This is a genomic window from Priestia sp. USM5 (assembly GCF_058323215.1).
Genome location: NZ_JBSGKN010000001.1, coordinates 309099 through 334086, shown reverse-complemented (window position 1 = coordinate 334086; position 24988 = coordinate 309099). Strand labels below are relative to the sequence as shown.

32 protein-coding genes are annotated in these 24988 nt (G+C 37.6%); 5 read left to right on the top strand and 27 right to left on the bottom strand.

What is annotated here, in order from left to right; all coding sequences use genetic code 11:
- Nucleotides 1–45: 45 nt before the first annotated feature.
- Both ACWATA_RS01710 and ACWATA_RS01705 read right to left on the bottom strand, forming a co-directional pair.
- Nucleotides 46–612: a ComE operon protein 2 gene (locus ACWATA_RS01710; RefSeq protein WP_028411661.1), complete on the bottom strand. Its 567-nt coding sequence runs from the start codon at nucleotides 610–612 to the stop codon at nucleotides 46–48.
- Between the two features lie 90 nt (nucleotides 613–702).
- Complete coding sequence (locus ACWATA_RS01705; RefSeq protein ID WP_028411662.1) at nucleotides 703–1338, bottom strand: helix-hairpin-helix domain-containing protein; 636 nt, start codon at nucleotides 1336–1338, stop codon at nucleotides 703–705.
- 96 nt (nucleotides 1339–1434) lie between these two features.
- On the opposite strand from ACWATA_RS01705, the gene comER reads away from it, so the two are divergent.
- A complete protein-coding gene (comER, locus tag ACWATA_RS01700; protein WP_154973095.1) occupies nucleotides 1435–2265 on the top strand; it encodes a late competence protein ComER in 831 nt (276 codons plus the stop codon).
- A gap of 40 nt (nucleotides 2266–2305) precedes the next feature.
- On the opposite strand, the gene ACWATA_RS01695 is transcribed toward comER, so the two are convergent.
- The 8 genes from ACWATA_RS01695 to ACWATA_RS01660 are packed head-to-tail and all read right to left on the bottom strand — an operon-like array spanning nucleotide 2306 to nucleotide 7398.
- Complete coding sequence (locus tag ACWATA_RS01695) at nucleotides 2306–3064, bottom strand: class I SAM-dependent DNA methyltransferase (protein WP_165635135.1); 759 nt, start codon at nucleotides 3062–3064, stop codon at nucleotides 2306–2308.
- Nucleotides 3061–3414 (bottom strand): ribosome silencing factor, encoded by a 354-nt coding sequence (gene rsfS / locus ACWATA_RS01690; RefSeq protein WP_013085071.1) that lies wholly within the window; start codon nucleotides 3412–3414, stop codon nucleotides 3061–3063. Before rsfS ends, ACWATA_RS01695 begins: the two co-directional genes overlap by 4 nt.
- Entirely contained in the window at nucleotides 3401–3979 is a 579-nt protein-coding gene (gene yqeK / locus ACWATA_RS01685) for a bis(5'-nucleosyl)-tetraphosphatase (symmetrical) YqeK (protein WP_165635134.1), read from the bottom strand. Before yqeK ends, rsfS begins: the two co-directional genes overlap by 14 nt.
- Nucleotides 3966–4538 (bottom strand): nicotinate-nucleotide adenylyltransferase, encoded by a 573-nt coding sequence (locus ACWATA_RS01680; protein ID WP_025750563.1) that lies wholly within the window; start codon nucleotides 4536–4538, stop codon nucleotides 3966–3968. Before ACWATA_RS01680 ends, yqeK begins: the two co-directional genes overlap by 14 nt.
- 60 nt (nucleotides 4539–4598) lie before the next feature.
- Nucleotides 4599–4898, bottom strand: a complete 300-nt coding sequence (gene yhbY, locus ACWATA_RS01675; protein ID WP_013059260.1) for a ribosome assembly RNA-binding protein YhbY — start codon at nucleotides 4896–4898, stop codon at nucleotides 4599–4601.
- An 18-nt stretch (nucleotides 4899–4916) separates the two neighbouring features.
- Complete coding sequence (aroE, locus tag ACWATA_RS01670) at nucleotides 4917–5756, bottom strand: shikimate dehydrogenase (RefSeq protein ID WP_028411665.1); 840 nt, start codon at nucleotides 5754–5756, stop codon at nucleotides 4917–4919.
- Between the two features lie 19 nt (nucleotides 5757–5775).
- Nucleotides 5776–6882, bottom strand: a complete 1107-nt coding sequence (yqeH, locus tag ACWATA_RS01665; RefSeq protein ID WP_028411666.1) for a ribosome biogenesis GTPase YqeH — start codon at nucleotides 6880–6882, stop codon at nucleotides 5776–5778.
- 3 nt (nucleotides 6883–6885) lie between these two features.
- Nucleotides 6886–7398: a YqeG family HAD IIIA-type phosphatase gene (locus tag ACWATA_RS01660; RefSeq protein ID WP_013059263.1), complete on the bottom strand. Its 513-nt coding sequence runs from the start codon at nucleotides 7396–7398 to the stop codon at nucleotides 6886–6888.
- A gap of 549 nt (nucleotides 7399–7947) precedes the next feature.
- On the opposite strand from ACWATA_RS01660, the gene ACWATA_RS01655 reads away from it, so the two are divergent.
- Complete coding sequence (locus ACWATA_RS01655; protein WP_013059264.1) at nucleotides 7948–8088, top strand: sporulation histidine kinase inhibitor Sda; 141 nt, start codon at nucleotides 7948–7950, stop codon at nucleotides 8086–8088.
- Between the two features lie 94 nt (nucleotides 8089–8182).
- Here ACWATA_RS01655 and ACWATA_RS01650 read toward each other — a convergent pair whose 3' ends face one another.
- Nucleotides 8183–8965 carry a phosphatidylserine decarboxylase gene (locus ACWATA_RS01650; RefSeq protein ID WP_099331299.1) on the bottom strand — a complete coding sequence of 261 codons (783 nt, stop codon included), beginning with the start codon at nucleotides 8963–8965 and terminating at the stop codon, nucleotides 8183–8185.
- 114 nt (nucleotides 8966–9079) lie between these two features.
- Here ACWATA_RS01650 and pssA point away from each other — a divergent pair, with 114 nt between their 5' ends.
- A complete protein-coding gene (pssA, locus tag ACWATA_RS01645) occupies nucleotides 9080–9619 on the top strand; it encodes a CDP-diacylglycerol--serine O-phosphatidyltransferase (RefSeq protein WP_165635133.1) in 540 nt (179 codons plus the stop codon).
- A gap of 175 nt (nucleotides 9620–9794) precedes the next feature.
- Here the strand turns inward: pssA and ACWATA_RS01640 are convergent, their stop codons facing one another.
- A complete protein-coding gene (locus tag ACWATA_RS01640) occupies nucleotides 9795–9944 on the bottom strand; it encodes a hypothetical protein (RefSeq protein ID WP_014458166.1) in 150 nt (49 codons plus the stop codon).
- A gap of 216 nt (nucleotides 9945–10160) precedes the next feature.
- On the opposite strand from ACWATA_RS01640, the gene sigK reads away from it, so the two are divergent.
- Nucleotides 10161–10889: an RNA polymerase sporulation sigma factor SigK gene (gene sigK / locus ACWATA_RS01635; RefSeq protein WP_013059268.1), complete on the top strand. Its 729-nt coding sequence runs from the start codon at nucleotides 10161–10163 to the stop codon at nucleotides 10887–10889.
- Nucleotides 10890–11059: 170 nt separating this feature from the next.
- Here the strand turns inward: sigK and ACWATA_RS01630 are convergent, their stop codons facing one another.
- The 6 genes from ACWATA_RS01630 to ACWATA_RS01605 all read right to left on the bottom strand — a co-directional run bounded on the left by ACWATA_RS01630 (nucleotide 11060) and on the right by ACWATA_RS01605 (nucleotide 15457).
- Nucleotides 11060–11200 carry a YrzI family small protein gene (locus ACWATA_RS01630; protein ID WP_014458165.1) on the bottom strand — a complete coding sequence of 47 codons (141 nt, stop codon included), beginning with the start codon at nucleotides 11198–11200 and terminating at the stop codon, nucleotides 11060–11062.
- 388 nt (nucleotides 11201–11588) lie between these two features.
- Entirely contained in the window at nucleotides 11589–11819 is a 231-nt protein-coding gene (locus ACWATA_RS01625; RefSeq protein ID WP_028411668.1) for a YrhC family protein, read from the bottom strand.
- Nucleotides 11820–11900: 81 nt separating this feature from the next.
- Complete coding sequence (locus ACWATA_RS01620) at nucleotides 11901–13034, bottom strand: bifunctional cystathionine gamma-lyase/homocysteine desulfhydrase (RefSeq protein ID WP_165635132.1); 1134 nt, start codon at nucleotides 13032–13034, stop codon at nucleotides 11901–11903.
- 1 nt (nucleotide 13035) lies between these two features.
- Nucleotides 13036–13959 (bottom strand): PLP-dependent cysteine synthase family protein, encoded by a 924-nt coding sequence (locus ACWATA_RS01615; RefSeq protein WP_028411670.1) that lies wholly within the window; start codon nucleotides 13957–13959, stop codon nucleotides 13036–13038.
- A gap of 143 nt (nucleotides 13960–14102) precedes the next feature.
- Complete coding sequence (mtnN, locus tag ACWATA_RS01610; RefSeq protein ID WP_028411671.1) at nucleotides 14103–14798, bottom strand: 5'-methylthioadenosine/S-adenosylhomocysteine nucleosidase; 696 nt, start codon at nucleotides 14796–14798, stop codon at nucleotides 14103–14105.
- A 17-nt stretch (nucleotides 14799–14815) separates the two neighbouring features.
- Nucleotides 14816–15457 carry a class I SAM-dependent methyltransferase gene (locus tag ACWATA_RS01605; protein WP_013059274.1) on the bottom strand — a complete coding sequence of 214 codons (642 nt, stop codon included), beginning with the start codon at nucleotides 15455–15457 and terminating at the stop codon, nucleotides 14816–14818.
- A 138-nt stretch (nucleotides 15458–15595) separates the two neighbouring features.
- Between ACWATA_RS01605 and ACWATA_RS01600 the strand changes: the two genes are divergently transcribed.
- The gene (locus tag ACWATA_RS01600; RefSeq protein WP_033579671.1) at nucleotides 15596–15811 is read left to right on the top strand and encodes a YrzA family protein; all 216 of its coding nucleotides are present in this window, start codon (nucleotides 15596–15598) and stop codon (nucleotides 15809–15811) included.
- 13 nt (nucleotides 15812–15824) lie between these two features.
- On the opposite strand, the gene ACWATA_RS01595 is transcribed toward ACWATA_RS01600, so the two are convergent.
- The 9 genes from ACWATA_RS01595 to mltG all read right to left on the bottom strand — a co-directional run bounded on the left by ACWATA_RS01595 (nucleotide 15825) and on the right by mltG (nucleotide 24684).
- Nucleotides 15825–16493, bottom strand: coding sequence for a YrrS family protein (locus tag ACWATA_RS01595; protein ID WP_473049553.1), 669 nt, complete (start codon nucleotides 16491–16493; stop codon nucleotides 15825–15827).
- A gap of 117 nt (nucleotides 16494–16610) precedes the next feature.
- The gene (locus ACWATA_RS01590) at nucleotides 16611–18377 is read right to left on the bottom strand and encodes a peptidoglycan D,D-transpeptidase FtsI family protein (protein WP_028411673.1); all 1767 of its coding nucleotides are present in this window, start codon (nucleotides 18375–18377) and stop codon (nucleotides 16611–16613) included.
- A 119-nt stretch (nucleotides 18378–18496) separates the two neighbouring features.
- Complete coding sequence (locus tag ACWATA_RS01585) at nucleotides 18497–19057, bottom strand: isochorismatase family protein (RefSeq protein WP_373921253.1); 561 nt, start codon at nucleotides 19055–19057, stop codon at nucleotides 18497–18499.
- Between the two features lie 119 nt (nucleotides 19058–19176).
- Nucleotides 19177–19653 carry a transcription elongation factor GreA gene (gene greA, locus ACWATA_RS01580; RefSeq protein WP_013059279.1) on the bottom strand — a complete coding sequence of 159 codons (477 nt, stop codon included), beginning with the start codon at nucleotides 19651–19653 and terminating at the stop codon, nucleotides 19177–19179.
- A 218-nt stretch (nucleotides 19654–19871) separates the two neighbouring features.
- The gene (udk, locus tag ACWATA_RS01575; RefSeq protein WP_028411675.1) at nucleotides 19872–20507 is read right to left on the bottom strand and encodes a uridine kinase; all 636 of its coding nucleotides are present in this window, start codon (nucleotides 20505–20507) and stop codon (nucleotides 19872–19874) included.
- A 7-nt stretch (nucleotides 20508–20514) separates the two neighbouring features.
- A complete protein-coding gene (locus tag ACWATA_RS01570; protein ID WP_028411676.1) occupies nucleotides 20515–21777 on the bottom strand; it encodes a peptidase U32 family protein in 1263 nt (420 codons plus the stop codon).
- A 39-nt stretch (nucleotides 21778–21816) separates the two neighbouring features.
- A complete protein-coding gene (locus tag ACWATA_RS01565; RefSeq protein WP_028411677.1) occupies nucleotides 21817–22746 on the bottom strand; it encodes a peptidase U32 family protein in 930 nt (309 codons plus the stop codon).
- A complete protein-coding gene (locus tag ACWATA_RS01560) occupies nucleotides 22743–23399 on the bottom strand; it encodes an O-methyltransferase (protein ID WP_048019730.1) in 657 nt (218 codons plus the stop codon). Before ACWATA_RS01560 ends, ACWATA_RS01565 begins: the two co-directional genes overlap by 4 nt.
- 181 nt (nucleotides 23400–23580) lie before the next feature.
- Nucleotides 23581–24684, bottom strand: a complete 1104-nt coding sequence (mltG, locus tag ACWATA_RS01555; RefSeq protein WP_028411679.1) for an endolytic transglycosylase MltG — start codon at nucleotides 24682–24684, stop codon at nucleotides 23581–23583.
- Between the last annotated feature and the right edge of the window lie 304 nt (nucleotides 24685–24988).

Here is a 24988-nt window from a genome sequence, read left to right as displayed (position 1 = left end):
GAAAGAGGCTTCTTACTGTTACCAAGTAAAAAACCTCTTTTACCTTTAATTTGCCGTAAACAAAGCGAGAGCTTCACGCTGTAAATTCATCACTTCTGCTTCGTCAGCTCCGCTTTTTTCTAAACGAGCGAGAACATCCGTTACAAATTGAAGCTTCTCTTTACTTTTTAAGTCAATGATTGCTTCATCAAGTTCAACTTTTGCTGTTTTCACTCCCGCCTGTTCAAATAACTCAACAGCATACGGATGATTTTTGTAATCATTAGCATAATATACTGTTTTAATTCCCGCTTGAATAAGAGCTTTACAGCAGTTTAAACAAGGAAAATGCGTGACGTATACTTCCGCATCTTCTGTCTTTACACCAAACTTAGCACACTGCAAGAGTGCATTCACTTCTGCATGGACAGTTCTTACGCAGTGGCCATCAATTACATAGCAGCCTTCGTCAGCACAATGCACGCCTCCGCTGATCGAACCGTTGTATCCTCCAGCTATAATACGTTTATCACGCACCACTGTAGCTCCAACAGCCAGACGTTCACAAGTGCTTCTTAAAGCTAGCAAATGGCTTTGTGCCATAAAATATTGATCCCATGAAATCCGGTTCATCTCATTCCCTGCCTTTTTATTTAAAACTGAATAATGATACTTTTCTCTTTCATAGTGTAGCGTTTTTTTTCCTTTTTCGTCAATAAGTCTCTACTGTACCGTAATTTGAGCTTTGATTTTTTCTAGCGACTTCTCGCCAATACCTGATACTTTTCCCAAATCCTCTACTGTTTGAAACAAGCCATTTTCCTCTCGATATGAAACGATGGCACTGGCTTTTGAAGGTCCAATGCCATTTAACGTTTGCAGTTCATCAGTGTTCGCTGTATTGATATTAACAAGGGGCTGATCATTTGAAGTTCCTGAGGAAGAAATTGAAGAAACTGGAGATGAAGGGGGGATTTCTTCTCCAGCAGCTGGAATATACACAGCCATTTCATCTTGTAGCTTGCTAGCTAAATTGAGCTGTCTTAAGTCCGCTTCTTTCGTAGCGCCTCCGGCTTGTGCTAGAGCATCTTTTACCCTTGCATCTTTCGGAAGCTGGTATACACCAGGCTTCTGAACAGCTCCTTTAATATCCACCATCACAAACGGGGAATCTTGGCTTGAAATTACTTGATTAGACGACTCTCCTTCTTTTTTTGTACCAGAAGATTCTGCCTTGATTATATCTGAGGTTTGAAGAGAACTTTCCGGTTTCTCTCCTCCTGTTCGATAGATATAAAAAGCCAACCCAACTGCTAAGCAAATACACCCAATTAGCCATTGTTTTTTTGAAAAAGTCAACTTGTACACTCCTTTGAATTTTGAAGTAACGTCATAAATTCCATTACGTCTTCATAGTGTTTAGAAGAAAAGGCTTTTGAAGGAGGGAATGAATCAGTGAACATAGGGTTTATCGGAACAGGAAACATGGGGAAAATATTAATTGATGCGTTTATTGAATCAAAAGCCGTACGTCCTTCTAAAATTACTATTATGAATCGTACAAAAAAAAGGGCCAAAGAGATTCAACAGCAGCATAAAAAAATTCATGTTGCTGATACAGCTGAAGAAGTTGTTCACGCATCCAAAGTCATTTTTATTTGTGTTAAGCCATTGGATATTCACCCCCTTTTAATACAATTAGAACCACTGCTGACGAAAGATCACTGCATTGTATCCATTACCAGTCCAATTAGCGTAGAACAAATCGAACGCCTCATTCCGAGTCAAGCAGCTAGAATTATCCCTAGCATTACGAATCGGGCATTAGCAGGTGTTTCTCTTTTCACGTTTGGAGAAAGATGCACGCCTTTTTACCAAAATTATTTACATGAATTATTTTCATCTATGTCAAAGCCTGTGGCTATTGATCAAACGATTACCCGCGTATCATCCGATATCGTAAGCTGCGGTCCTGCATTCTTCAGCTTTTTGCTTCAACGCTTTATTGATGCAGCAGTTCAAGAAACAAATATTTCTGAAGAAGAAGCTACCGTCATGGCCAGCGATATGATTATTGGAATGGGAAAACTGTTGGAAAAAGAAATATTTACGCTTCCTACCTTGCAGGATAAAGTATGCGTAAAAGGCGGTGTAACCGGAGAAGGTATTAAAGTTTTAGAAGCTGAACTCGGAGAGATGTTTGTGCACGTATTTCAAAAAACACACGAAAAATTTGACGAAGACATTGAGCTTGTTCACAATCAGTTTGATAGTCTTATTCCATAATTTCTGTAGAAATCCTGCTTTGAAACAAAAAAAGAAGCCTCTACTCGGCTTCTTTTTTTTGCGCAGAGAAAAAGATGCGCTCACTGTTTGAAGTAGGCTTACTCATTTTGAAATCTGCACTTACTTCTATATTTATAAAACCAGCTTGGCTCAGCCATGATTGATAATGGTCAATCGACCAAGTGCGCTGAGCATGCACCTCATCAAAGCGATGATATGCATCGATTTCTTCATCATAAGCAAAAAACGTAATATCATGCTCTACACGCATGTCCGTATCGTCATAGGTGCAGTTCCAAATATATGACACGTCTTCATCTACATAAGAAAAAGATTGATTTCCAAATACGTCCTTCATCTTGTGCACTGAATGAACATCAAATATAAAGAGCCCACCTGGTTTTAAGTGTTTATATACACGTTGAATGGTTTCTTGAACTTCTTTATCACCTTGCAAATAGTTCAAAGAATCACAAAAGATTACTACACAATCAAACTCTTTCAATAACTCAAGTTCCGCCATGTTTTGCTGAAAAAGAGATAGCGTTACCCCTGCTTCTGCTGCCTTCTCTTGAGCTACCATAAGCATATCATCAGACAAATCAACGCCGACTACGGAGAAACCTTCTTTTGCAAATCGAACGGAGAGTTCTCCCGTGCCGCAGGCAAGGTCTAATATACTGTTAGGCTTTGTTTTTGCTTTTGCCACCTGCTGATTAAAAAATTCAGCCCAATCGTCATACGGAACGTCTGCCATTAGCTGATCATATACGTAGGCAAATTCTCCGTACCTGCTCATAGCTGTAGCTCTTCTGAACTTACAAATGGTGCATCTCCCCATAAGCGTTCTAAGTTATAATATCCGCGCTCATCTTTATGGAAAATGTGAACCACAACATCTCCAAGATCAACAAGCACCCACTTAGCCTGCTCAAACCCTTCTAAACGCTTCACAGAAATGCCTTGTTCGTGTGCTTTTTCTTTAATTTCACGAGCAATTGCCTGCACTTGTTTATCTGAGTTACCGTGACAAATAACAAAATAATCTGCCACAAGTGAGATTCCTTCCATATTTAACGCTACGATATCGATTGCTTTTTTATCATCGGCTGCTTCTACAACAAGAGATAGCAATTCACGTTCTGTCATGTGTTTGACCTCCTAAGATTAAATCATTATATGTCATCATCGTATCGGGATAAACGGCCTGATGTTTGGTCATTAAAAAAGAAATAGTATTCTTTAATGATTGAATAAGTGCTGCATTTAAGTCGGTTTTAGCTAACTCCCGCACTTCATCAACACCTGGAAATCTCCTTCCAGGTTCAATATAATCAGCAACGTACACAATTTTTTCAAGTAACGTCATGCCAGGTCTTCCGGATGTATGGTAAGCAATTGCATCCAATACTTCCTTATCCGTAATCCCTACTTCATTTCTCACTAAAAACGCGCCTACTGGAGCATGCCATAATTCGGTATTGTATTCCAATAAAGAAGAGTTCATGTTTTGATCAATAATAATTTGCTTCATCTCTTCCTTTGGACGAAACTTGGCATAGTCATGAAAAATAGCAGCCAGTTCTGCTTTTTTTTCGTCTGCTTCAAAACGTTTAGCTAATTCAATTGCTGTTTCCATTACCCCGACAGTATGAATATAACGACGTTCTGTTAACTGTTTCTTTACGATTTCTAATGCCTCAGTTCGATTCATATAATTGATTCTCCTCGATATATTGTTTAACACCAGCAGGTATAAAATAACGAATGGTTTCTTTCTTTACTACTCGTTCGCGAATAAAGGAAGAGGAGACATCAAACTGCGGAACTTCTACTTCTTTTATCGGGTAAGGGGACGTAATGGTATACCCCGGGCGCTTTACACCTACAAATGTAACCAAATTGACTAATTCATCAATTTCATACCACTTCGGCAAATATTCTACCATATCAGCACCAATGATGAAATGAAACTGATACGTTGGATATTTCTCTGTTAGTATTCTCATCGTATCATATGTATATGAAGGCTCTTTGCGCTCAAATTCAATCGGCTGCAGGGTGAATTGATCATGTTCTTCAATAGCTAGCTTTAGCATTTGTAAACGATGATATGGCTCAATAGGCTCTTTGATTGTTTTATGAGGTGGAATATATGACGGCATGAACCATATCTCATCTAATTTCAAGGCATGCAAAACCTCATTTGCCATCATTAAATGCCCCAAATGAGGCGGATTGAACGTTCCACCTAAAATTCCAATACTCTTCAACAATCCCCGACTCCTTTAATTTACTTCATTTTTAAATAGAGCGGGTTTCCCCGCTCTATTTCATTTCACTTTTGGAAGCATTAACTGCTTATTTTCACGTGATTCTTTATATAACACAATTGTATTTCCAATCACTTGTACAAGCTCTGCTTTTGTTCCTTTTGTTAATCGAGCAGCAACCGTGTCACGATCTTCATCACAGTTTTGCAGAATGCTTACTTTTAATAATTCTCTTGCTTCTAATGCATCAGCAATTTGACCAATCATATTTTCATTGACTCCACCTTTTCCTACTTGGAAAATTGGATTTAAATGATGTGCTTTTGAACGTAAAAAACGTTTTTGTTTACCTGTTAACATAAAAACCTCCGTTGTATCTTATCTCTTAGTTAGTGTTGAAAGAACAATGTGTTCCATTGCCTCTTCGTCAGGACGGACCTTCGTCCATTTTTCAAATGCAAGTGCACCTTGCAGTACAAACATACCGACACCGTTATGAGTGCCTGCCCCTTTTGCTTCAGCCTCTTTCAAAAGCTTTGTTTTTAAAGGGTTGTAAATAATATCGCTGACTACCGCTTCTTTTTGCAATAAAGTAAGTGCTAAAGGCAGCTCATCAACGTTAGGATACATCCCCACCGAAGTGGTATTAATAATAATATCGAATGTATCTAGTTGTTTTTCCGCATCAGAAATAGACATCGCCGCCGTTTTCGTCGAAAAAGGCAGCTCGTTGGCTAGTAAAGCTGCTTTTTCGACGGTACGATTGCATATCGCAATTACATCGGGAGCGTGCTGAGCTGCAATTGTATAAAAAATAGCTTTTGCAGCTCCTCCAGCTCCAATAATTAAAATTCTTTTTTGGGATAAGCCGCCTTCTACTGCTTTGAGTAAAGAAGTCACATACCCCTCTCCGTCGGTATTGTATCCAATATAACGGCCATCTTGATTAACAACTGTATTTACAGCGCCAATTGCCTTTGCTAATGAATCGACTTCATCCAAATGATTCATAATATCAACTTTATACGGAATCGTGACATTAAATCCTTGAATGTTTTTATCTTTTAGCTCTCCAATAGCTGACTCAAAATGAACAGGTTCAATTGGAAAAGCCTCATAATGCGCATCCATGTTCAGACGTTTAAAGGCATCATTTTGCATCAATGGCGATAGTGAATGCCCAAGCGGATAACCAACTAGCCCATATAATGTACTCAAGATTTTTTCCCCTTTTTGTTTAAATTAAAGAATCGCGCACAAATACGCCGACTCCTTTTGGTGCATGCGCCACAACTTTTGAACCTGACTCATTAACCGTCACCCAGCCAAGCCCTGAAAAAACAATATCCGTCTTTTCATTTTTGATTGTAAATTCATGTGCAACAAGTTCAGGAAACTCACTCATTTGCTCTGGGCGCGGCGGCTGAAGCAGTTCACCTGCTTGCTTTTCATACAACTCATCTGCTTTTTCAAGCTTTGTACGATGGATATGCAAATCATTCGATACATAACATGTTAACGACTTGCGGCCTCCCTGTACATAATCTAAGCGCGCCAGTCCTCCAAAGTATAACGTTTGCCCTTCGTTTAGCTGATAAACCTTCGGCTTTATTTCTTTTTTAGGAGAAATTAACTTTAAGTCTCGTTTATCTACATAGTGAGCCATTTGATGATGATTAATAATGCCAGGCGTATCATATAAAGACGCGCCGTTATCAAGCGGGATATCAATCATATCAAGCGTTGTGCCCGGATATTGAGACGTAGTAATAATATCTTTTTCTCCCGTTACTTCTTTAATAATGGCATTAATAAATGTCGATTTACCAACGTTTGTACATCCAACAACATATACATCTTTACCTTCGCGATAATGTTCAATGGCTTCGGCAATTTCTCGAATTCCTTGTCCTTTTTGCGCGCTCATGAGGAACACATCCACTGATTTTAGGCCAAGCTCTTTCGCTTCTCGCTTCATCCAATGAATTAGTTTATTTTTCTTTATAGACTTCGGCAGTAAATCTGCTTTATTTCCCACTAAAAGAACCTTATTATTTCCAACAAATCGATGCAAACCAGGTAACCAGCTGCCGTTAAAGTCAAAGATATCTACAACTTTTACAACCAAACCGTCCGTTTGACCAATTCCATTTAAGATTTTTAAAAAATCATCGTCTGTTAAGGAAACATCTTGTACTTCATTATAATGCTTCAAGCGAAAGCATCGCTGGCAAATAATAGCTTCTTTTTCTAATGCTGATTTTGGAGCGTAGCCAAGTTCATTCGGTCGTTCTGTTTGAATCTCCACTCCGCATCCTACGCACTGTATTTTTTCTTCACTCACGTTTTAATCCTCCCAGTTAATCATACCTTTTCGTTTCATCCAACCTAAAATTCTTCGTTCCATTTTACGGTTAAATTTCGTTACAAATCCATCTGTTTGCGCAACTGGTACAACCAAAACCGTATATACGCCTAGGCGATTTCCTCCTAATACATCCGTTAAAAGCTGGTCGCCAATGACCACAACCTCATCTTTTTGCAGCTCCATATCACGAAGAGCTCTTCTAAATGCTTTACGCATCGGTTTGCGTGCTTTATATACAAATGGAAGTCCAACTGGATCTGAAAACAGCTTGACTCGTTTCTCCACATTATTCGATACAATCGTAATTTTAATTCCACTATCTTTCATTAACTGAAACCACTCAATTAATTCCGGAGTGGCATCAGGGCGATCCCATTCCACCAACGTGTTATCTAAGTCGGTAATAATTCCTTTTATCCCGCGCTCTTTCAAATCGTCTGGCTTAATTTGAAACACGTTTTTCACATGTTCATTTGGTAAAAAAAGTTTCAACACGTATCATGCACCTCGAATATATAGTTACATACTAAAATTAACGCCGTCTATCATTATAACGACTTCTTGTTATTTTCCAACCTAAAATTTTATTCTCTTCAAAAACAGGTCTTTTCTTAGTATAAAGGATATGCCTTGTGAATGCTTTAACTTTATACAGAAAGTTATTGACAAAAGGCAGTAAACCTCCATTTGTTCGTGAGCTTACGATATATTTACCCACTGCAAACTTAAAATAAAAAATAGTGCAGAAAACGTTTATTACTTATCAAATAGGGTAAGTGGTAAACAAATTCTGTTAAAAGTTTTCGACAAAAAATGATAACCCCAACTATGTGGATAAGGTTATACACATTATCCTCTGTTATAGTTCAGCAATTAATGGTAATTATAAACAACATACCCACATTTTATCCACCGAAAGCTGTGGATAACAGAACGATTGTTCCTTTATTTGATTCATGTTAGATTATAAATAAGGAATTTATTAGCATTTAAATATAACTTTTTAGGATATTTATTTTAGTAGGAGGTGGCGGCAATCTTATGAGAAAATTATCAGATGAGCTGCTTATTGAGTCATACAGCAAAGCAACCGAACTGCAATTAAGCCCTGATTTTATAAAATTAATTGAAGAGGAAATTGAAAGAAGATCATTAAAGATTAGCATACAAATTCCTTCTTAACGAATAAAAGAGCCTTCTTAACGAATAAAAGAGCCTTCTTAATAAAAGAAAGCTGCATCTTCATTTATCTATCTACTCTTTTATTATATAGGCTCTATTTTTTCAAATGAGCAATTGGTTCTCCACATTTTACGTAAGAACCTGAGTGGACGTTAGAATCAAAAGTGATTGAGTTCTTCTCAAATAATAAAATGACAGTCGAGCCAAACGTGAAGTAAGCCATTTCTTCCCCTTTTTCGACTACTTCTTTTTTATAAACCGCTTCAATGCTGTTTATAAACATGGCTCCTACTTTTACCATCAGCATGTGACCATTTTCAAATGTTAACTCCGTGAGCTTCCGGAAATTTTTCACAAGCGGTTCTTTCCCATACTTGATTCCTAATGAATTTACTGGATAAGACTTTTGTCCAACGGTCCACGTATTCCCTACTTGTGCTTTAAGAGGACTGTGAATGCGATGATAGTCTTTTGGACTAAGATAGAGGATGATAAACTGTCCTTCTATATATTTTTCAAGAATGAGATCATTTGAAACCATTTCCTGTATAGAATAAGGTTTGTTTTTTACAATCATTTCTTTTTGAGGCGTAATGACTCCATATGCTTCTATCTTTGCATCTACAGGACTGACAACGCTGTCTTTCTGCTGATCGACCGGACGGGCAGAAGGCTTCAAACGACGAATAAATAGCTCGTGTAAGTTTTGATAATGATGCAGAGGCTTGTCCATTTCTTCTTTATTTACTTTAAAAACTTTTGTATAGGAGGGTATAATAAACCGACTCCATTTAGAGAAAGTGAATTTTCGAATGAGCTTCGATGATCCCTGGTGATTCGTAAGCTCAATAAACGTTCGATACAGGTGCTGCAACAATAATTTTACCTCCACATACTGAATAGTTCTTTACTAGAATAAGGTTTGCGTCTACAATGAAATTACCATTATTTTTACCTTTAGTTCATTCCATCCTTTAAAGGAGTGAGGAAATTGTTTTTATTAGACTATCTAGATCATACAATTAAAAAGCTGAGATCCCAAGCGGCAAACTCCTTAACGATTGTTAATTTAAGTTTAGGAAGCTTTGCTATTTTATTTGTCATGAAAAATGAATTGAACTTAAGTTTATTACTAATTTTTTTAGGAGCGTTAGCAGACCGATTCGACGGCATGGTAGCCAGAAAGCTGCAAATTGAATCTGAACTTGGAAAACAACTGGACTCCATGTGCGATATTATATCATTTGGCATCGCTCCAGCTCTACTACTTTATCAAAGTATTTTATCTCACTTTGGTGCTGCAGGTTCAATTGTTACCATCTGTTACATTGCTTGCGGAGCACTTCGTCTTGCCCGCTTTAACATCACAGAAAATACTGGGTATTTTACAGGGCTCCCTATTACCGCAGCAGGTTGTTTATTAACTCTTAGCTACTTGGGCGTCCCTTATTTGCCTTCACACTTTTATATGTTTTTAATTATCGTACTCGCTTGCTTGATGATTAGTACGTTCAAGCTAAAAAAAGTATAGAGCTCCATTTACTTTTACAAAGGAATATTATCATCTTGCTTCTTTTCTTAATTATAGAATAAATCATCTTCTTTAAGAAACAAAGCGAAAATTCCTTAAGAATTCTTAAAAATGAATAGTTCTATTCGGTAGGATATGTCATCTAAAAAAACTCATGCACATGCATGAGTTTTTTTTAACACCAGCAGCTAAAAAACCAATAGAAGCTTCCGAAAATTAATAACAGAACAAATAGAACAATCAACAATCCAAGTCCCCAGCCGAACCCTCCTCCGCATGGGTAAGCTGGATAATTAGGATAACAGCAGCCTCCGTAACCGTACATACTCTCCCTCCTTACACTATGAACTACTACTAGCGTATGTACATACTTTTTCTCTGTATAGGCTGGTAACTATCTCTAAAGAAAAATCTGTGGACTTTTTCAAACTCTCTTGTCCCTGGGGGGAATTTTAAACGTACAGGCAAAGACATCCTTCTTTTTACATATAGTGTAATGTTAGTCTCTCACAGGTTGATATCCCCTTATGGAGGTGAAGAGATGTCTGCATTATTTACCGCACTAGGCTATTTCTTTAAAGAATTGGTTTTCCTTGTTTCCTACGTAAAAAACAATGCGTTTCCTCAACCCTTGTCTGCTGCTGAAGAAAAGAGATATTTATCTTTAATGGAACAAGGAGATCAAGAAGCGCGAAACCTTCTTATTGAACACAATCTCCGACTCGTTGCGCATATTGTTAAAAAGTTTGAAAACACGGGAGAGGATGCGGAAGATTTAATTTCAATTGGGACAATCGGTTTAATTAAAGCAATCGAAAGTTATTCGCAAGGAAAAGGAACAAAATTAGCTACTTATGCCGCACGCTGTATTGAAAATGAAATATTGATGCACTTGCGAGCGCTCAAAAAAACAAAAAAAGATGTGTCGCTGCATGATCCAATTGGCCAGGATAAAGAAGGAAATGAAATCAGTTTGATTGATGTATTAAAATCAGAATCAGACGATGTAATTGATATGATTCAACTAAATATGGAATTAGAAAAAATAAAAGAATACATCGATATCCTCGATGATCGAGAAAAAGAAGTAATTGTTGGCCGCTTCGGTTTGGATTTGCAGGATGAAAAAACCCAGCGAGAAATTGCAAAGGAATTAAATATTTCAAGAAGTTATGTTTCGCGAATTGAAAAGCGAGCGCTGATGAAAATGTTTCACGAATTTTACAGAGCCGAAAAAGAGAAAAAAAAGAGCGGAAAGAAGGAGAATTAATCCTTCTTTCCGCTCTTTTTTTAAAATAATTTCCAAATGATAATCCGCAGCAAACACATCATTACTCCCCCTACTAGTCATTTAGGTGGAATCTTTCTCCACAAGCAGCCATACAACGATATATCCTTTTTGATTAATCATCATTCATCCACTCCTTTCCACTATTCAAATTAGAAATGACGATAAAATTCATACTTGCGGTCTTTTATTTCTTCTTCTAATTGTCTTACATACTGTTCATGCTTAATTTCTTCCTCTGAGTATTGACGGGACTTTATGGTAATAGTTAAAAAGAAAATATTCAGTGTCATTCCAATCACCTCCTTATACAAAAAAAACCACAGTTATGCATAAGCATCCTGTGGCTGAAAAACAATAAAAACCACAGGGCTACTATTCGCACCTGTGGTGAATTAACGTGTTTTAACGATCAAGGTAAGAAAGTTACTTGATACAGGAACACGGCCGAATAGTATACATATATAGACGATTTTTGAACATAGCCCAAACTGAATGATCCATACCTGATAAACGTCTTAACATATGACTCGACCTCCTTTTAATAAAGTATTTTCCTTACAATGGTAATTATATCCACGAACTTATAAAAAGTAAACTGTTTTTTTGAAAAATAGGGAATTTTTTTATTTTTTAACCCTCATAAAAAAAAGACGATGGATCATCGCCTTTTTGTATCTATTATTCTTTTTCTTTCATTAATTCTTTTTTTAGTTTTTTAGTTTGATAACTAAAATAAAAAGCAAGGGCGGTAAAAAGAATAACGATCGCTTCCATTATTCCAAGCTGCATATCACTTTTTTCACCTTGGCCAATCATAACACCAATATACAAGAATGTACTTACGGCTAGAAGGACGTAAATAAAGCGGCTGTAATCTTCAATTTTTGCTTTGATGTGTTGAGCTTTCATACAATCACCTTCTCAGTAGAATGTTATAACTCTACTCTATCATAGATCTATAGGTCTATAAAAATCCTATTTTTACCACCTTTATTCCAATGCTCTTTCTAAGTCTTCAATTAAATCTTCTACATCTTCAAGACCTACAGAAATACGAATTAATCCATCTGTAATTCCTAGCTCTTTACGTCGGTCGCTCGGTATAGAAGCATGAGTCATTTTAGAAGGAATGGAAATGAGGCTTTCGATGGCTCCTAAACTTTCTGCTAATGTAAAATACTTCACTTTGCTCAGTACTTCTTCCGCTTTCTCTTCGCTTCCCACATCAAACGAAACCATTCCCCCAAAACCTCTTGCTTGCTTTTTAGCAATGAGGTGGTTTGGGTGGGTTTTTAATCCTGGATAATATACTTTTGCCACAGCAGGATGGGCAAGTAAAAATTCTACTATTTTCCCCGTGTTGAATTCGTGTTCTTCCATTCGTATTCCTAATGTTTTAATCCCTCTCATTAAAAGCCAAGAATCCTGAGGTCCTAAAATGCCTCCAGTCGCATTTTGGATAAAATGAAGGTCTTCAGCTAATTTAGGCGAATTCACCACTGCCAGCCCTGCTACAACGTCACTGTGTCCCCCTAAATACTTAGTTGCACTGTGCAGAACAATATCTGCGCCTTTTTCGATAGGATTTTGCCAATACGGCGTACTGAATGTGTTGTCAACGATGGTAAGTAAATGGTGTTGTTTAGCTACTGAAGAAGCATGCTGCAAGTCAGTAATTTTTAGAAGAGGATTCGTTGGAGTTTCAATCAAAATGGCTTTTGTGTTAGGGCGAATTTCTTTCTCGATATTTTGGATATCGCTTGTATCAATAAAAGTAGCCTCAATGCCGATACGGCTTAGTACCTTTGTGATCACTCGATACGTTCCTCCGTATACGTCATCTGTAATTAACACATGATCTCCGCTGTTAAACAGCATGAACACGGCAGTAGTAGCGGCCATACCAGATCCAAACGCAAACCCAGCATATCCTCCTTCAATTTCTTTGATAAGTTCTTCTAGGGCATGACGTGTAGGGTTACCGGTTCTCGAATACTCATATCCCGTATGTTTTCCCGCTCCCTCTTGTTTATAAGTACTCACTTGATAAATAGGAACAGAGACAGCACCCGTCTGTTCATCGCCAACAATTCCACCATGAATCAACTGTGTTTTACGTTTCATCTTATCTTCCTCCACTGTAAATATTTTTACTTAAGTACCGTTCACTGCTATCCGGAAAAATCGTGACGATATGAGCCCCTTTTTCTGCATTTTTTGCTTCGATCAGGGCTGCTTCAAAGGCTGCTCCTGAAGAGCTACCTACTAGTAACCCCTCTTTTAAAGCCAGCTCTTTCACTCTTTGAAAAGCATAAACATCTTCAACAGTATGAATAGCATTAAAATAAGATCGCTCCATATAATCAGGGATGAACTCCATTCCAATTCCTTCAGTTAAGTGAGGACCGGATTTCCCCCCGTTTAAAATTGAACCTTCTGGCTCCACGATGACTGTTTTTAGAGAAGGATTTTTTTCTTTCAAAAATTTCGCTGTACCCATAAATGTCCCCCCTGTACCTGCTCCAGCTACAAACACGTCAACTTTTCCATCAAGCTGTTCATATATTTCTGGCCCTAAGGTTTTATAATAAGTCATAGGGTTGGCCGGATTAGCAAACTGTTGAGGACAATAAGAACCAGGGATTTCACGCAGCAGCTCTTGAGCTTTGTTTATAGCACCTTTCATACCAGCTTCAGTAGGCGTTTGAACCACCGTTGCCCCCAAAGCCTTCATAAGCTGCTGTTTTTCAATACTGAATTTTTCTGGAACACATAGTATGACGTTTATTTCGTACTGAAGAGCAGCTAAAGCCAGCCCGATCCCCGTATTCCCAGCAGTAGGCTCAACCAGCGTTCCGCCTCGCTTCAGTCTTCCAGAGCCAAGAGCTTCTTGCAGCAGTTCTTTTCCTAAACGATCTTTTACACTTCCTCCTGGATTAACATATTCCAGCTTGGCAAATATCCTGATTTCCCTAGGTAAATCAAATTGTGTAATCTCAATCATAGGTGTGTTTCCAATCAATTCATGAACGTTTTTGACTACCTTCATAATCTTGAACACCTCGCTATCGAAATAATATAACTTAACCTATAAATAAAGTAGGAATTAAGATAAAAATATAGTCTACACCCCATGTTATGACAAACGATGCAGAGTGTAGACGAAAACAAACTCTATATTTTATGAACAGCTTATTTTAATTTTGTAATAAAATTCAATACTAATTTCGTTGAATTAACAGCTGCTTTTTCTAAAAATTGCTCAAAAGAAACATTTGATTCTTTGCCGGCGATGTCAGAAAGAGCACGAAGAATAACAAACGGTACGCCAAATTGATAGCATACTTGAGCAACAGCCGCTGCTTCCATTTCAGCTGCATAAAGGTCTGGAAACTTAGAGCGAACAAACTCTACGCGCACAGGATCGTTCATGAACGAATCTCCTGTAGCAATTAATCCTTTTACAATTTTCATATCCGTTACTTCAAGAGCGCTTTCTTCAGCAAGGCGAACTAGTTTTTCATCTGCTTTAAAAGCTGCAGGCAAGTTTGGCACTTGACCGTATTCATAGTTGAATACCGTTACATCTACATCATGATGACGAACTTCTGTTGAAATAACCGCGTCCCCTACGTTTAACTCTGGATGGAAACCGCCTGCTGATCCTGTGTTAATAACGTAATCAGGTTTGAACTTCTCTAGTAAGATGGCTGTAGATAACGCCGCATTTACTTTTCCAATACCTGATTTTAATAATACAACCTCCACGCCGCTGATTGTTCCTGTTGAGTATTCACATCCTGCGATTACTGTTTCTTGACGATTCTCAATTTTATCGCGTAAAATCGTCACTTCTTCTTCCATTGCTCCAATGATTGCTACTTTCATTTTAAAACCTCTTTCTACTATTGTTTCGTTGCCTCCAATACCCACACAAAGTGATTAAATTGTGTAAAGGTTATGTGAAAACCATTGCTTTCAAAGATTTGCTTTAAGACAGGGATCGTTGTATAGTATTCCCTCTCTAGATCTTCTGCTAGTTGCGTATACCCTTTTTGTTTTGCCTGAACAATGGTATCAGCAAATGAATCCGCTGTTTCAAACATTGTATCGGCAAACACTATTTTACCACCGGTTTGAAGTAACTTTCCATAGTTTATCACAGCTTCTTCTTTTTCTTTATCTGTTAAATGATGAAATGCATACGTACTAACTAAGCTCTCTGCTGGAAACAACGATGTATCAAACTGTAAAAAGTCTCCCGGTGTGACTAAAACATCTGCTCCTAATTTCTGGTGTGCCAATTGTCTCATTGGCACTGACGGCTCAATTCCTACTACCGTAAGTTCTTTTTCTAAAAGTTTTTTTGTTAAGTTTCCAGTGCCTGTTCCAAATTCTATCACATGCCCTATTGAACGGTCTGCTACATATTCTAAGATTTCATTATAATTGCGAAACACTTCTCTATACTGTTCATCTTTCCCGCTTACCGATGCATCATACTCATTCGCCCACTTTTCAAAGATATCTAAAAACTCTAGCCCCATAAAAAACGCCTCCTCATAACTAATAATTCTTATGGATATAGTATGTTTTTAGTCATCGTTTGTTCTTCATTTACAAATATTTTAAGCTTTTAACTTTCTATTTGCTATACTATAGTAATGAGGTAAGGAGGCCGTAAGATGAATTTTGAATTTGAAATGATTGAAGATAAAATAGAATTTTTTGAAGCGCCTGATGTTAAAATGCTTGAAAAACAAATTGCTGAAAAAATTGATCAAAATAAGGCGATTTTACTTGAGGTACATAGCGTATCTCATCAAATGTCTGTGGACTATGAACAAGGTAAAAAACTGTACTCTGCAGTTGTTCATTTCAAAATAAAAAAGCAGCGCTAGCGCGCTGCTTTTTTTATTGAAGCTTATCCACTACTGCGGGCTTCCAGCCTTCTCCATCTACCCATTCAATTTGAACGCGGTATTTTGTTGATGAGTTGCCTTTAGGACTAACCGTAGCTACAGCTTTACCTACGCCACCGTTATTACCTAGACGCCATACGGTCATATTGCTTGGGCTAATGCCTGACCCTTCGCCTACAGCTTTTAGCATTTCGTTCCAGTCCGTTGATCCTTTTTTATATGTTGCTGCAGGAGCATCTTGTGATGTACCTACTGAATCCCATGAAGGATCTACCTTGCGTTCTGCCACGCCAGGCTCTGGATTTTTCTCTACTTCAGCCTGTGAATCTGAGTCGTTTGATTCTTCATCGGTTGCTTGATCATCTTCAGAGCTTTGGTCATCTTCAGAGCTTTGATCTTCCTCAGAGCTTTGATCCTCTGTTGCTTGATCATCTTTCGAAGAATCATCGTCTTTTTTAGCCGTCTTGTCCGTTTTTTGGTCATTTGTTTGCGGATTGTTTTGAGTTGTTTCCGCCTGGTTATCCGATTTATCCTTGTTTCCAAGAATCATCGTACCACCGACAAATACAATTAAAACCGCTACGACAGCAATTAACAGATTATATAATCGGTTTACTTTTTTTTCTTTGTTTTCGTGTCTTGAAGAACGATTGTTATTCATTGCTACAATTTCCTCCAACTTTTATAATGCTTTATTCTAACATGTGTTTTCTTATACATGAAGCATCAAAATTTATTTGAAGTATATTTGTAATATTTTTTACAAATTCTTCTTGTTTTAACGTGTATTTAAGTCATACATCCCTTTAACAATATCATAAAATACGCTGTTTGTGGGAGATATCGCACTTTTTGTATTTAAATCCACTACTACCATTGCGTATTTTGGATCATCTGCCGGAAAGTAACCCGCAAACCATTTATTGACGATATCGGCCTTCACATTGATTTCAGCAGTTCCTGACTTTCCTGCCACTTCATAAGGAAGCGTTTGAAATCTTCTTCCTGTTCCTTTTTCGCTCTGTACGACGCCTTTTAAAAGCTGCTGCATAGAAGCAGCTGTGGCTTCATTAATCGTATCTCCTTTTAGCTCATGCTCTTTAAACGTATACAGTGACGTATTGTTTTTATAGTCCAGCGCATCTACCGCTTTTACCTGCTTCTTTTCTCCTCCCCGTGCAATTGTCGCCATCATATTTGCTACTGCAAGCGGAGTCACTTTTACATCAAGCTGTCCAATTGCTGTTTGCGCTACAGCATTTGGTACTTTTTTTTCTCTATCATTTGTCCAAACTCTTCCCGATTTTTCTCCTAAAAACTGCTTAAAATGTTCAAAGTGAAACACATCACCCGTCCATCCTACAGGCTGAAGAAGCCCTAACTTATCAGCATATTGTTCAATGATATCCGGATTAGATATTATCATTTCTTTTGCTAGCTGGGCAAACGTTGCATTACAACTTTGCGCAAAGCTTTCTTCAAACGTCAGCTGCCCTTTTTGATGATCTTCTTCTACATTATTGCCATAAATACTTTTATCGCAGTTATAGGTAAAAGAAGGCTGAATTTTATTTTGTTCAAGCGCTGCAGCTGCTGTTACGGTTTTAAATATAGATCCAGGAGTTTGCGGCGTCAGCAAACGATTTTCTACGCTGTCTGAACCGTTTTGCTTTTTAAATGGATCTTTCTTATTAATTGAAGGCCTGCTGGCCATCGCAATTACTTTATTGTTTTTTATATCAATTAAGACGGCTCCTCCGTCTTTTAACTTATAATGATTCAATGTATTCTCCACTAGCTCCTGAGCAGACAAATCAAGCGTCGTACGCACACTGACTGGATAATAAGGGTTAGCTGTGCCCGTATATTTTACATCGATGCCAAACATAGGCCCACCTAGTCGATCAACATGATAAAGGAGCTTAGACTCTTGTTCAGGCAGCAAAAACTCGTCAAAAGCCCTCTGCATCCCTGAGATACCTACAGGCGTAGTTGATTTAATAGCTCCATTTTTCAATTTATCACTGTACTTCTCTTCAATTATTTGTTTGCTTTGTGCTTCTAGTCCGATTAAATGTTCAGCAAGAGGAACTGGACGCTCATCTTTTAGAGGAATTCCAAACACGCCAGGTACCTTTAATGCATTTATTTTTTCGACTTGTGCATGGGATAATTCTTTTGTAATAACAACCGGTGTTTTAGCATTCGCTAGTCTGTTCGTTAATTCCTGTGGTTGCATTCCCACAATTTCGCTTACTTGCTGAACGGGCCACTTCATTTTTTCTAAAAATGGAAACAGGACTAAGCGATTATGCGTGATAGATGTTAAAGACTGTCCATTTTTATCTTCGAATTTCCCTCGTCCGTCGTCTACCACCATTTCCTGCGTACGCTGTTTTACGCTTCCTTCAATTAAGTTAATATTTTTATCAGTAAAAGATTCTGTGCTGACAAGCTGGAGTTGAACAAGCCGTGCTCCCAGTCCACTAATTAATAATAAAATAAAAATAAGAGTAATATAAATTCGCTTGTGAATTATTTTCATGACTACACCTCACTCTTTACAAGTGTCGACGTTGCCATTACTTTTAAAACCATTATCTTAAGAAATATTCATTCTTTTTTTCATTCCATAAAAAAACTTGCTGATTCAGCAAGTTTTTATTATTCATTTTCCGTTAAAAATTGTTGAGTTGTTCGTAGCTTTCCTATTTTCGGAAAGATGTAAGAAAGAGTGGCTTCATGCTCTTCTTTTGTAAATGTCGCCATGGCATCCGTGATAAAAATTTGGTTATATCCATACTGAAATGCTTCACGAGCTGTGCTTTCCACACCAATATTTGTTGCAATTCCGCAAAGGACAATTGTATCAATTTCTCTTCGGCGAAGCTGAAGGTCTAAATCTGTCCCAAAAAAGGCTCCCCACTGACGTTTTGTCACAATGTAATCATTCTCTTGAACATTAAGTCTTGGATCGAATTCTGCCCAGTCTGCAGGTCTTTCTTGAGGAGCAGATGGCTTTTGATCCGTTTCTGGCGTCAACGCATCTTTTCCATCTTGAAAATCTACTCGTACAAAGCTAATAAATCCATTTTGTTCGCGGAAACGATTCACAAGCTGAACAGATTTTTCTACAATTTCGTCTCCTCCAATTGGAACAATCCCTTTTTGTAAATCAATTAAAACAAGCGCTGTTTTAGTAAAATCGATATCTTTCATCTTCATCTTTCCTTTCCTACATATCTTTTCTATTCTCTCCGTTTTTTTAAATCATATAAAAAAAGCTGACGCGTGTCAGCTTTTTTACTTACGAGCATTCAGTAGAACGCTTCCAACCATATGTTTTACTTAACAGATACAATTTTCACTGACATATCTCCACCAGGAGTTTGAACAGTTACTTGATCTCCAATTTGTTTGCCCATTAGACTTTTAGCAATTGGCGAATCATTTGAAATTTTCCCTTCAAATGGATCTGCTTCTGCACTACCTACAATTGTATACGTTTCTTCGTCACCATCTGGCAACTCTACAAATGTTACAGATTTACCTAATGATACGATAGAAGAATTTTCTACATCTTCTTCAATAATTTTCGCATTGCGAATCATATTCTCAAGCGTTGTAATACGTCCTTCCACGAAAGCCTGCTCGTCTTTTGCAGAATCGTACTCAGAGTTCTCCGATAAATCTCCAAAACTGCGGGCGATCTTGATACGCTCTACAACTTCTTTACGTTTTACTGTTTTTAAATATTCTAGCTCTTGCTCTAGCTTTAGCTTTCCTTCTTCTGTCATTGGAAATACTTTTTCTTGTGCCATAATCCCTTCACTCCTTCTTGAACTCAAAATCTCTAGTGTATACAGTCGATTTCTGTATGTACAAAAAATTTTCCACTCTGTGGAAAAATCAGTTAATAGAGAAATGACAGCTTCAAAATAGAAGCTGCTCGTTTCTCTATTCTTTATAATGTTTGTGTTTAGTTAGCAGAATATGTCTGCATTGTCTTCAAAAAAATTCCTGCATCTATGCTATGTTATTATAAAATGGCATTTTGTTCAAGAATTGTTTGAATTTTAGTGACCATCAAGTCAATCGCTACGTGGTTTTGACCGCCTTCAGGAATGATAATATCTGCATAGCGTTTTGTTGGTTCAACAAACTGATTATGCATCGGGCGAACGACAGATACGTATTGATCAACAACTGACTCAAGCGTACGCTCTCGTTCTTTAATATCACGAAGCATACGACGAATGATACGAAGATCCGCATCTGTATCTACGTATAGCTTGATATCCATTAAATTACGCAAGCGCTGATCTTCTAGTACAAGAATACCTTCTAAGATAATAACATCTTTTGGTTCTTCTTTAATTACCTTCTCAGAGCGCGTATGAATTGCGTAATCATATACCGGTTTGTCAATGCTCTCATAATTTAATAAGTTTTGCAAGTGTTCAATCAGCAAATCATTATCAAATGCTAGAGGATGATCGTAATTTGTTTGCAAACGCTGTTCAAACGGTACATCGCTTTGATCTTTATAATAATAGTCTTGCTCAAGAAGCATAATAGAATGCCCTTTAAAATACTCATAAATAGCTTTGGTTACAGTTGTTTTACCAGAACCGGATCCACCAGCGATACCGATTACAACGGGCTTTTTCCCCATTTTATATTTAAATCCCCTTTCGCATCATGTTATATGAAAATAGAGGTTGGTCCACTTTAAATTTCACAATTTGCAGCGGATGACGCGCAGCATCTAGTTCATTGCCATCTTCGTCCCAAATTTTATCTATTTTTTGCGTAAAGTTTTTAATTTCCGGACCAAAAAATTCCACTTCTTCTCCCGGTTTAAAATAGTTACGCTGTTGCAATGTCACGATGCTTGTTTCTTCATCATAATTCAATACTAAACCAGCAAAATCAAATTTTGTTTTCTTGCCGTGTACGCCAAACATTTGTTCATCCACTCCAGGAACCCCTTCAAAAAAGGCGGGAGCCGTATCGCGATTCGCACATTTGTCTAGCTCATCAAGCCATTCTTTTTGAATCACAAAATTCTCAGGATCTGCACAGTATGCGTCAATCACTTTGCGATATACGCTCACCACTGTTGCAATATAGTGGATCGACTTCATACGTCCTTCAATTTTCAAGCTATCAATACCCAGCTCAATCATTTGAGGGATAGATTGAATTAAATTTAGATCTTTTGGACTCATTGCAAACGGATCGTCTTGCTCATCAAATAAAGGCGTTTCCGTTTTACCGTCTTCTACTTTAAATAAATCATAGTCCCAACGGCATGATTGACAGCAGCCTCCACGGTTTGAATCACGCGCTGTCATGTGGTTACTTAGCACGCAGCGGCCTGAATAAGCAATACACATCGCTCCGTGAATAAAAGCTTCAATTTCAATATCCACTTTTTCTTTCATTTCGCGCATTTCTTCAGCACCCGTTTCACGAGCAAGTACAACACGTTCTAATCCTTCTTCTTTCCAGAATTGAACGGCTTTCCAGTTTGAAAGTGATTGCTGGGTACTTAAGTGTACTTCAAGCTTAGGTGCAACGCGTCGACAGGTTTCGATAATTAACGGATCAGCTACGATGATTCCAGAAACGCCAGCGCGCTCTAATCCCATTAAATAATCTTCAAGTCCGTCCATATTTTCATTGTGAGCAAAAATGTTTGTTGTAACATAAATACGTGCGCCGTATTTGTTTGCAAACTGAACACCTTCTGCCATTTCTTCAAATGTAAAGTTATCTGCATTTGAACGAAGGCCAAACTCTTTTCCTCCGATAAACACAGCATCTGCTCCATAGTGTACGGCAACTTTTAATTTTTCAAGGTTACCGGCTGGAGCTAACAACTCAGGCTTTTTAGTAATAACTCGTTTACCTTCTACTACAGTATCGATTTGAACAGCCATCGTTTGTACCTCCTTTGTTTATCTTTCTTTGCATGCTTTTTAATATACCGTTTCTTTAAAGAAAAACCCTGTGTCTAGCGGGCGGTTAATTGGCTGCAAGCTTTCAATTTCTTCTAACAAATCGTCTTTAACGTTTTCGTATTCTTCACGGTCATCTACACATAAATCAATCGCTTGACGATATTTTTTTGTTACTTCTAAAATATATTGCGGTGACTTTAATACGCCGTCAATTTTAAATACATCTACTTCAGCGTCAATCATTTCGGAAAGCTCATCGATAATGCACATATCATTTGGACTCATAATGTGCGTTCCATTTTCATCTTCGAAAATTGGATACTTATTGTTTCGCTCATTATCAAGTAAAAACATATCTTTTTCTACTTTACGATTTTCAATTTCCATGACTTTTCCTTGATACTCAAAGTAGTTGCCAAGAAGTGAACGTTTCGATTGGAACATACACGTCATGCCATGCACCTGAACTTCAATTTCTACTTCGGCTTTTTCTTTGATATCAATGATGCTATCCATGCTTAGCTCACGAGCAAGAACTGCACGCTTAGCTCCTTTGCGGCCCCAGTAGTTACATGAATACCAGTTTGTTCCCGTTGTTTCAGTACTCCAGTGCATCTTCATTTCTGGAGCTGTTTCACGCACTGCCATTAATACAGCCGGATCTCCAAATACAATCGCATCCACGCTTGCTTCTTTTAAGAATAAAATATATTCATTTAATTCGGCGATTTTATCATTGTGAAATAATCCGTTCATCGCTACGTAGACTTTTGCATCATGCTGATGAGCAATATTTACAGCTTCTACGATATCTTCACGTTTGAATTCACCTGCTAAACGCAAACCGTAGCGCTGTTCACCAACCATAATAGCTGTTGCTCCAGCTTGTAGTAATGATTCGATTTCCGAAACTGCAGTTGGTGTCACTAATAGTTCTGGTTTTTTCATTCTTGGTCACCTCTTTTAATACTAATCGCGATTCCGTCTCCAATAGGGAGAATAGTTGTATAATAATCGGGATGATTCATCAGCCACGTATTGTATGCCTGAATTTTTTTAATTAAGCTGCGGCGTCGACGTGTTTCTACTTCCGCCAAATCGGTCGCTACGTGACCTTTAAATAGTACGTTATCCGAAATAATCATTCCTTTAGAAGATAGCATCGGCTCATAATGTTCGAAAAAACGCTGATACTGACCTTTAGCTGCATCGATAAAGACTGCATCATAAGGACCATGACGTTCAATTTCATCTCTAAGCTCAAGTGCATCTCCAAACAACGACACAATTTTATCTTGTTTTCCCGCCCGTTCAATAAACTCTTGCGCTTTTTGGTAACGCTCTTCATTTCGTTCTACCGTAACCACTCGTGCCTCTGGAAGCGTATGGGTGATTCGAATAGACGAATATGCAATCGCTGTTCCAATTTCTAATATATGTTTTGGCTGATGAAGACGAAGAATTTGCAATAGCGTTTCAACACCAATCAATTCCATAATCGGAACGTGATGTTCTTCTGCATAAGCTTCCATTTCTTCAATAAGCTCCTGGCGCTTAGGAATAAGCTTTTCCACATACTGCTCTACGTTTTGTAAAAGCAAAACACTTCCTCCGTTCTCAGAAGTACATTTTACATTATGTTTTCATAACGTTTCATTACTGCAAAATAGTAAGACAACTAGTCTATTATAAGTTTTTTTCGTTTTTACGTAAACCCGATATATTTTAACATAAAAGATGGGGAATGCGAAGTATCGCGATTCCCCAATTTTAAATTTCCAATTATTTTTCGGTATTTTGCTTTTCTTTACCTGTAATATGCTTGGCTTTTTCTTTGTTATGTTCTTCTAACGTTTTGGTAAAAATAACTTTTCCTTCAGGTGTAGCCAAGAAGTATAAATAATCTGTATTGGCTGGATGTAACGCAGCTTTGATTGACATCAATCCAGAGCTGGCAATTGGTCCTGGAGGCAACCCCTTTACTTTATACGTATTGTAAGGAGAGTCCACTTCTAAATGCTTATAGAACACCCGGTCTTTATGCTCTCCTAAGGCATATAATACGGTTGGATCCGTTTGAAGAGGCATGTTTTTTTCAAGGCGATTATAAAAGACGCTGGCAATTTTTTCTCGGTCGACTTTCGCAGTCGCTTCCTCTTCAATTAGAGAAGACATGGTTAACAATTTATGTGCACTGAATTTTTTCTTTTCCATTTGCCCACTGTACTGACCTAATACATTATTTGTTTTCCCTACCATTTTATCCAATATTTCATCTAACGACACATTTTTATCATAAAAATCATACGTAACGGGATATAAATAACCTTCTAGCGGATGCTTAATATCTTTTTGCATCACTTCATCCGTTACTAAATCTGGATACTTTTCTTTCATTTTATTGATGAATGCCTTATCGTCTAGCTTTTTCATGACTTCGTCTTTTGTAAACTTTGTATTTTTAGCAATGATATCAGCAATTTCGACAAGCTGGCGTCCTTCTGGAATGGTGACACGAATATCAGGTTGTTTTGAAACCTCGCCTTTTTCCATTTTTTCAACCATTTCCCCTAAGCTCATGGAAGGAGAAAATAAATACGTTCCAGCTTGAAATCCAGATACATGAGTTAATTTTACGTAATAGCGAAAGGCACTTTTACTTTTAATTAAATCTTCTTTTTTCAATACCGTACCAATCGATTGAACGGAAGAACCTTGTGGAATGGTCACATTTACTTTTTTATTGCTGTTTCGATCCACGGGTGTTAAGCGGGATTGAGCATAGAAAAATGCACCGCCAACAAGTAAAAGAAGTACGATAATTGTAATAAAAATAACTCGTTTTTTCCTTGAACGATTAGGTGGTAAAAATGTTTGTTGCGACAAGCAGCTTCCTGGTTAAATCTACTTCTGTAAAAGAAGATACAACCAGTTTCACCTCTTTTCTTCTTGATTTTTTGTAAGTATGAACAGAGAGGATACATGAGATTGCGATTCATTCGTATCTCCTATAGGTGTGAGATGGTATCGCTTCCTTAAACTATCGCCTCTCCTAAATTTTTTCCATGATTTATGTTATTGTCTGCCCAAAGTCTAGTTTCATCCGTTCAAACAATGAATTCTTTTATTAAAATGCACTCTCACACGCAGGAATTATTATACTACAATTTATCTCATTTTTCGTCATTAT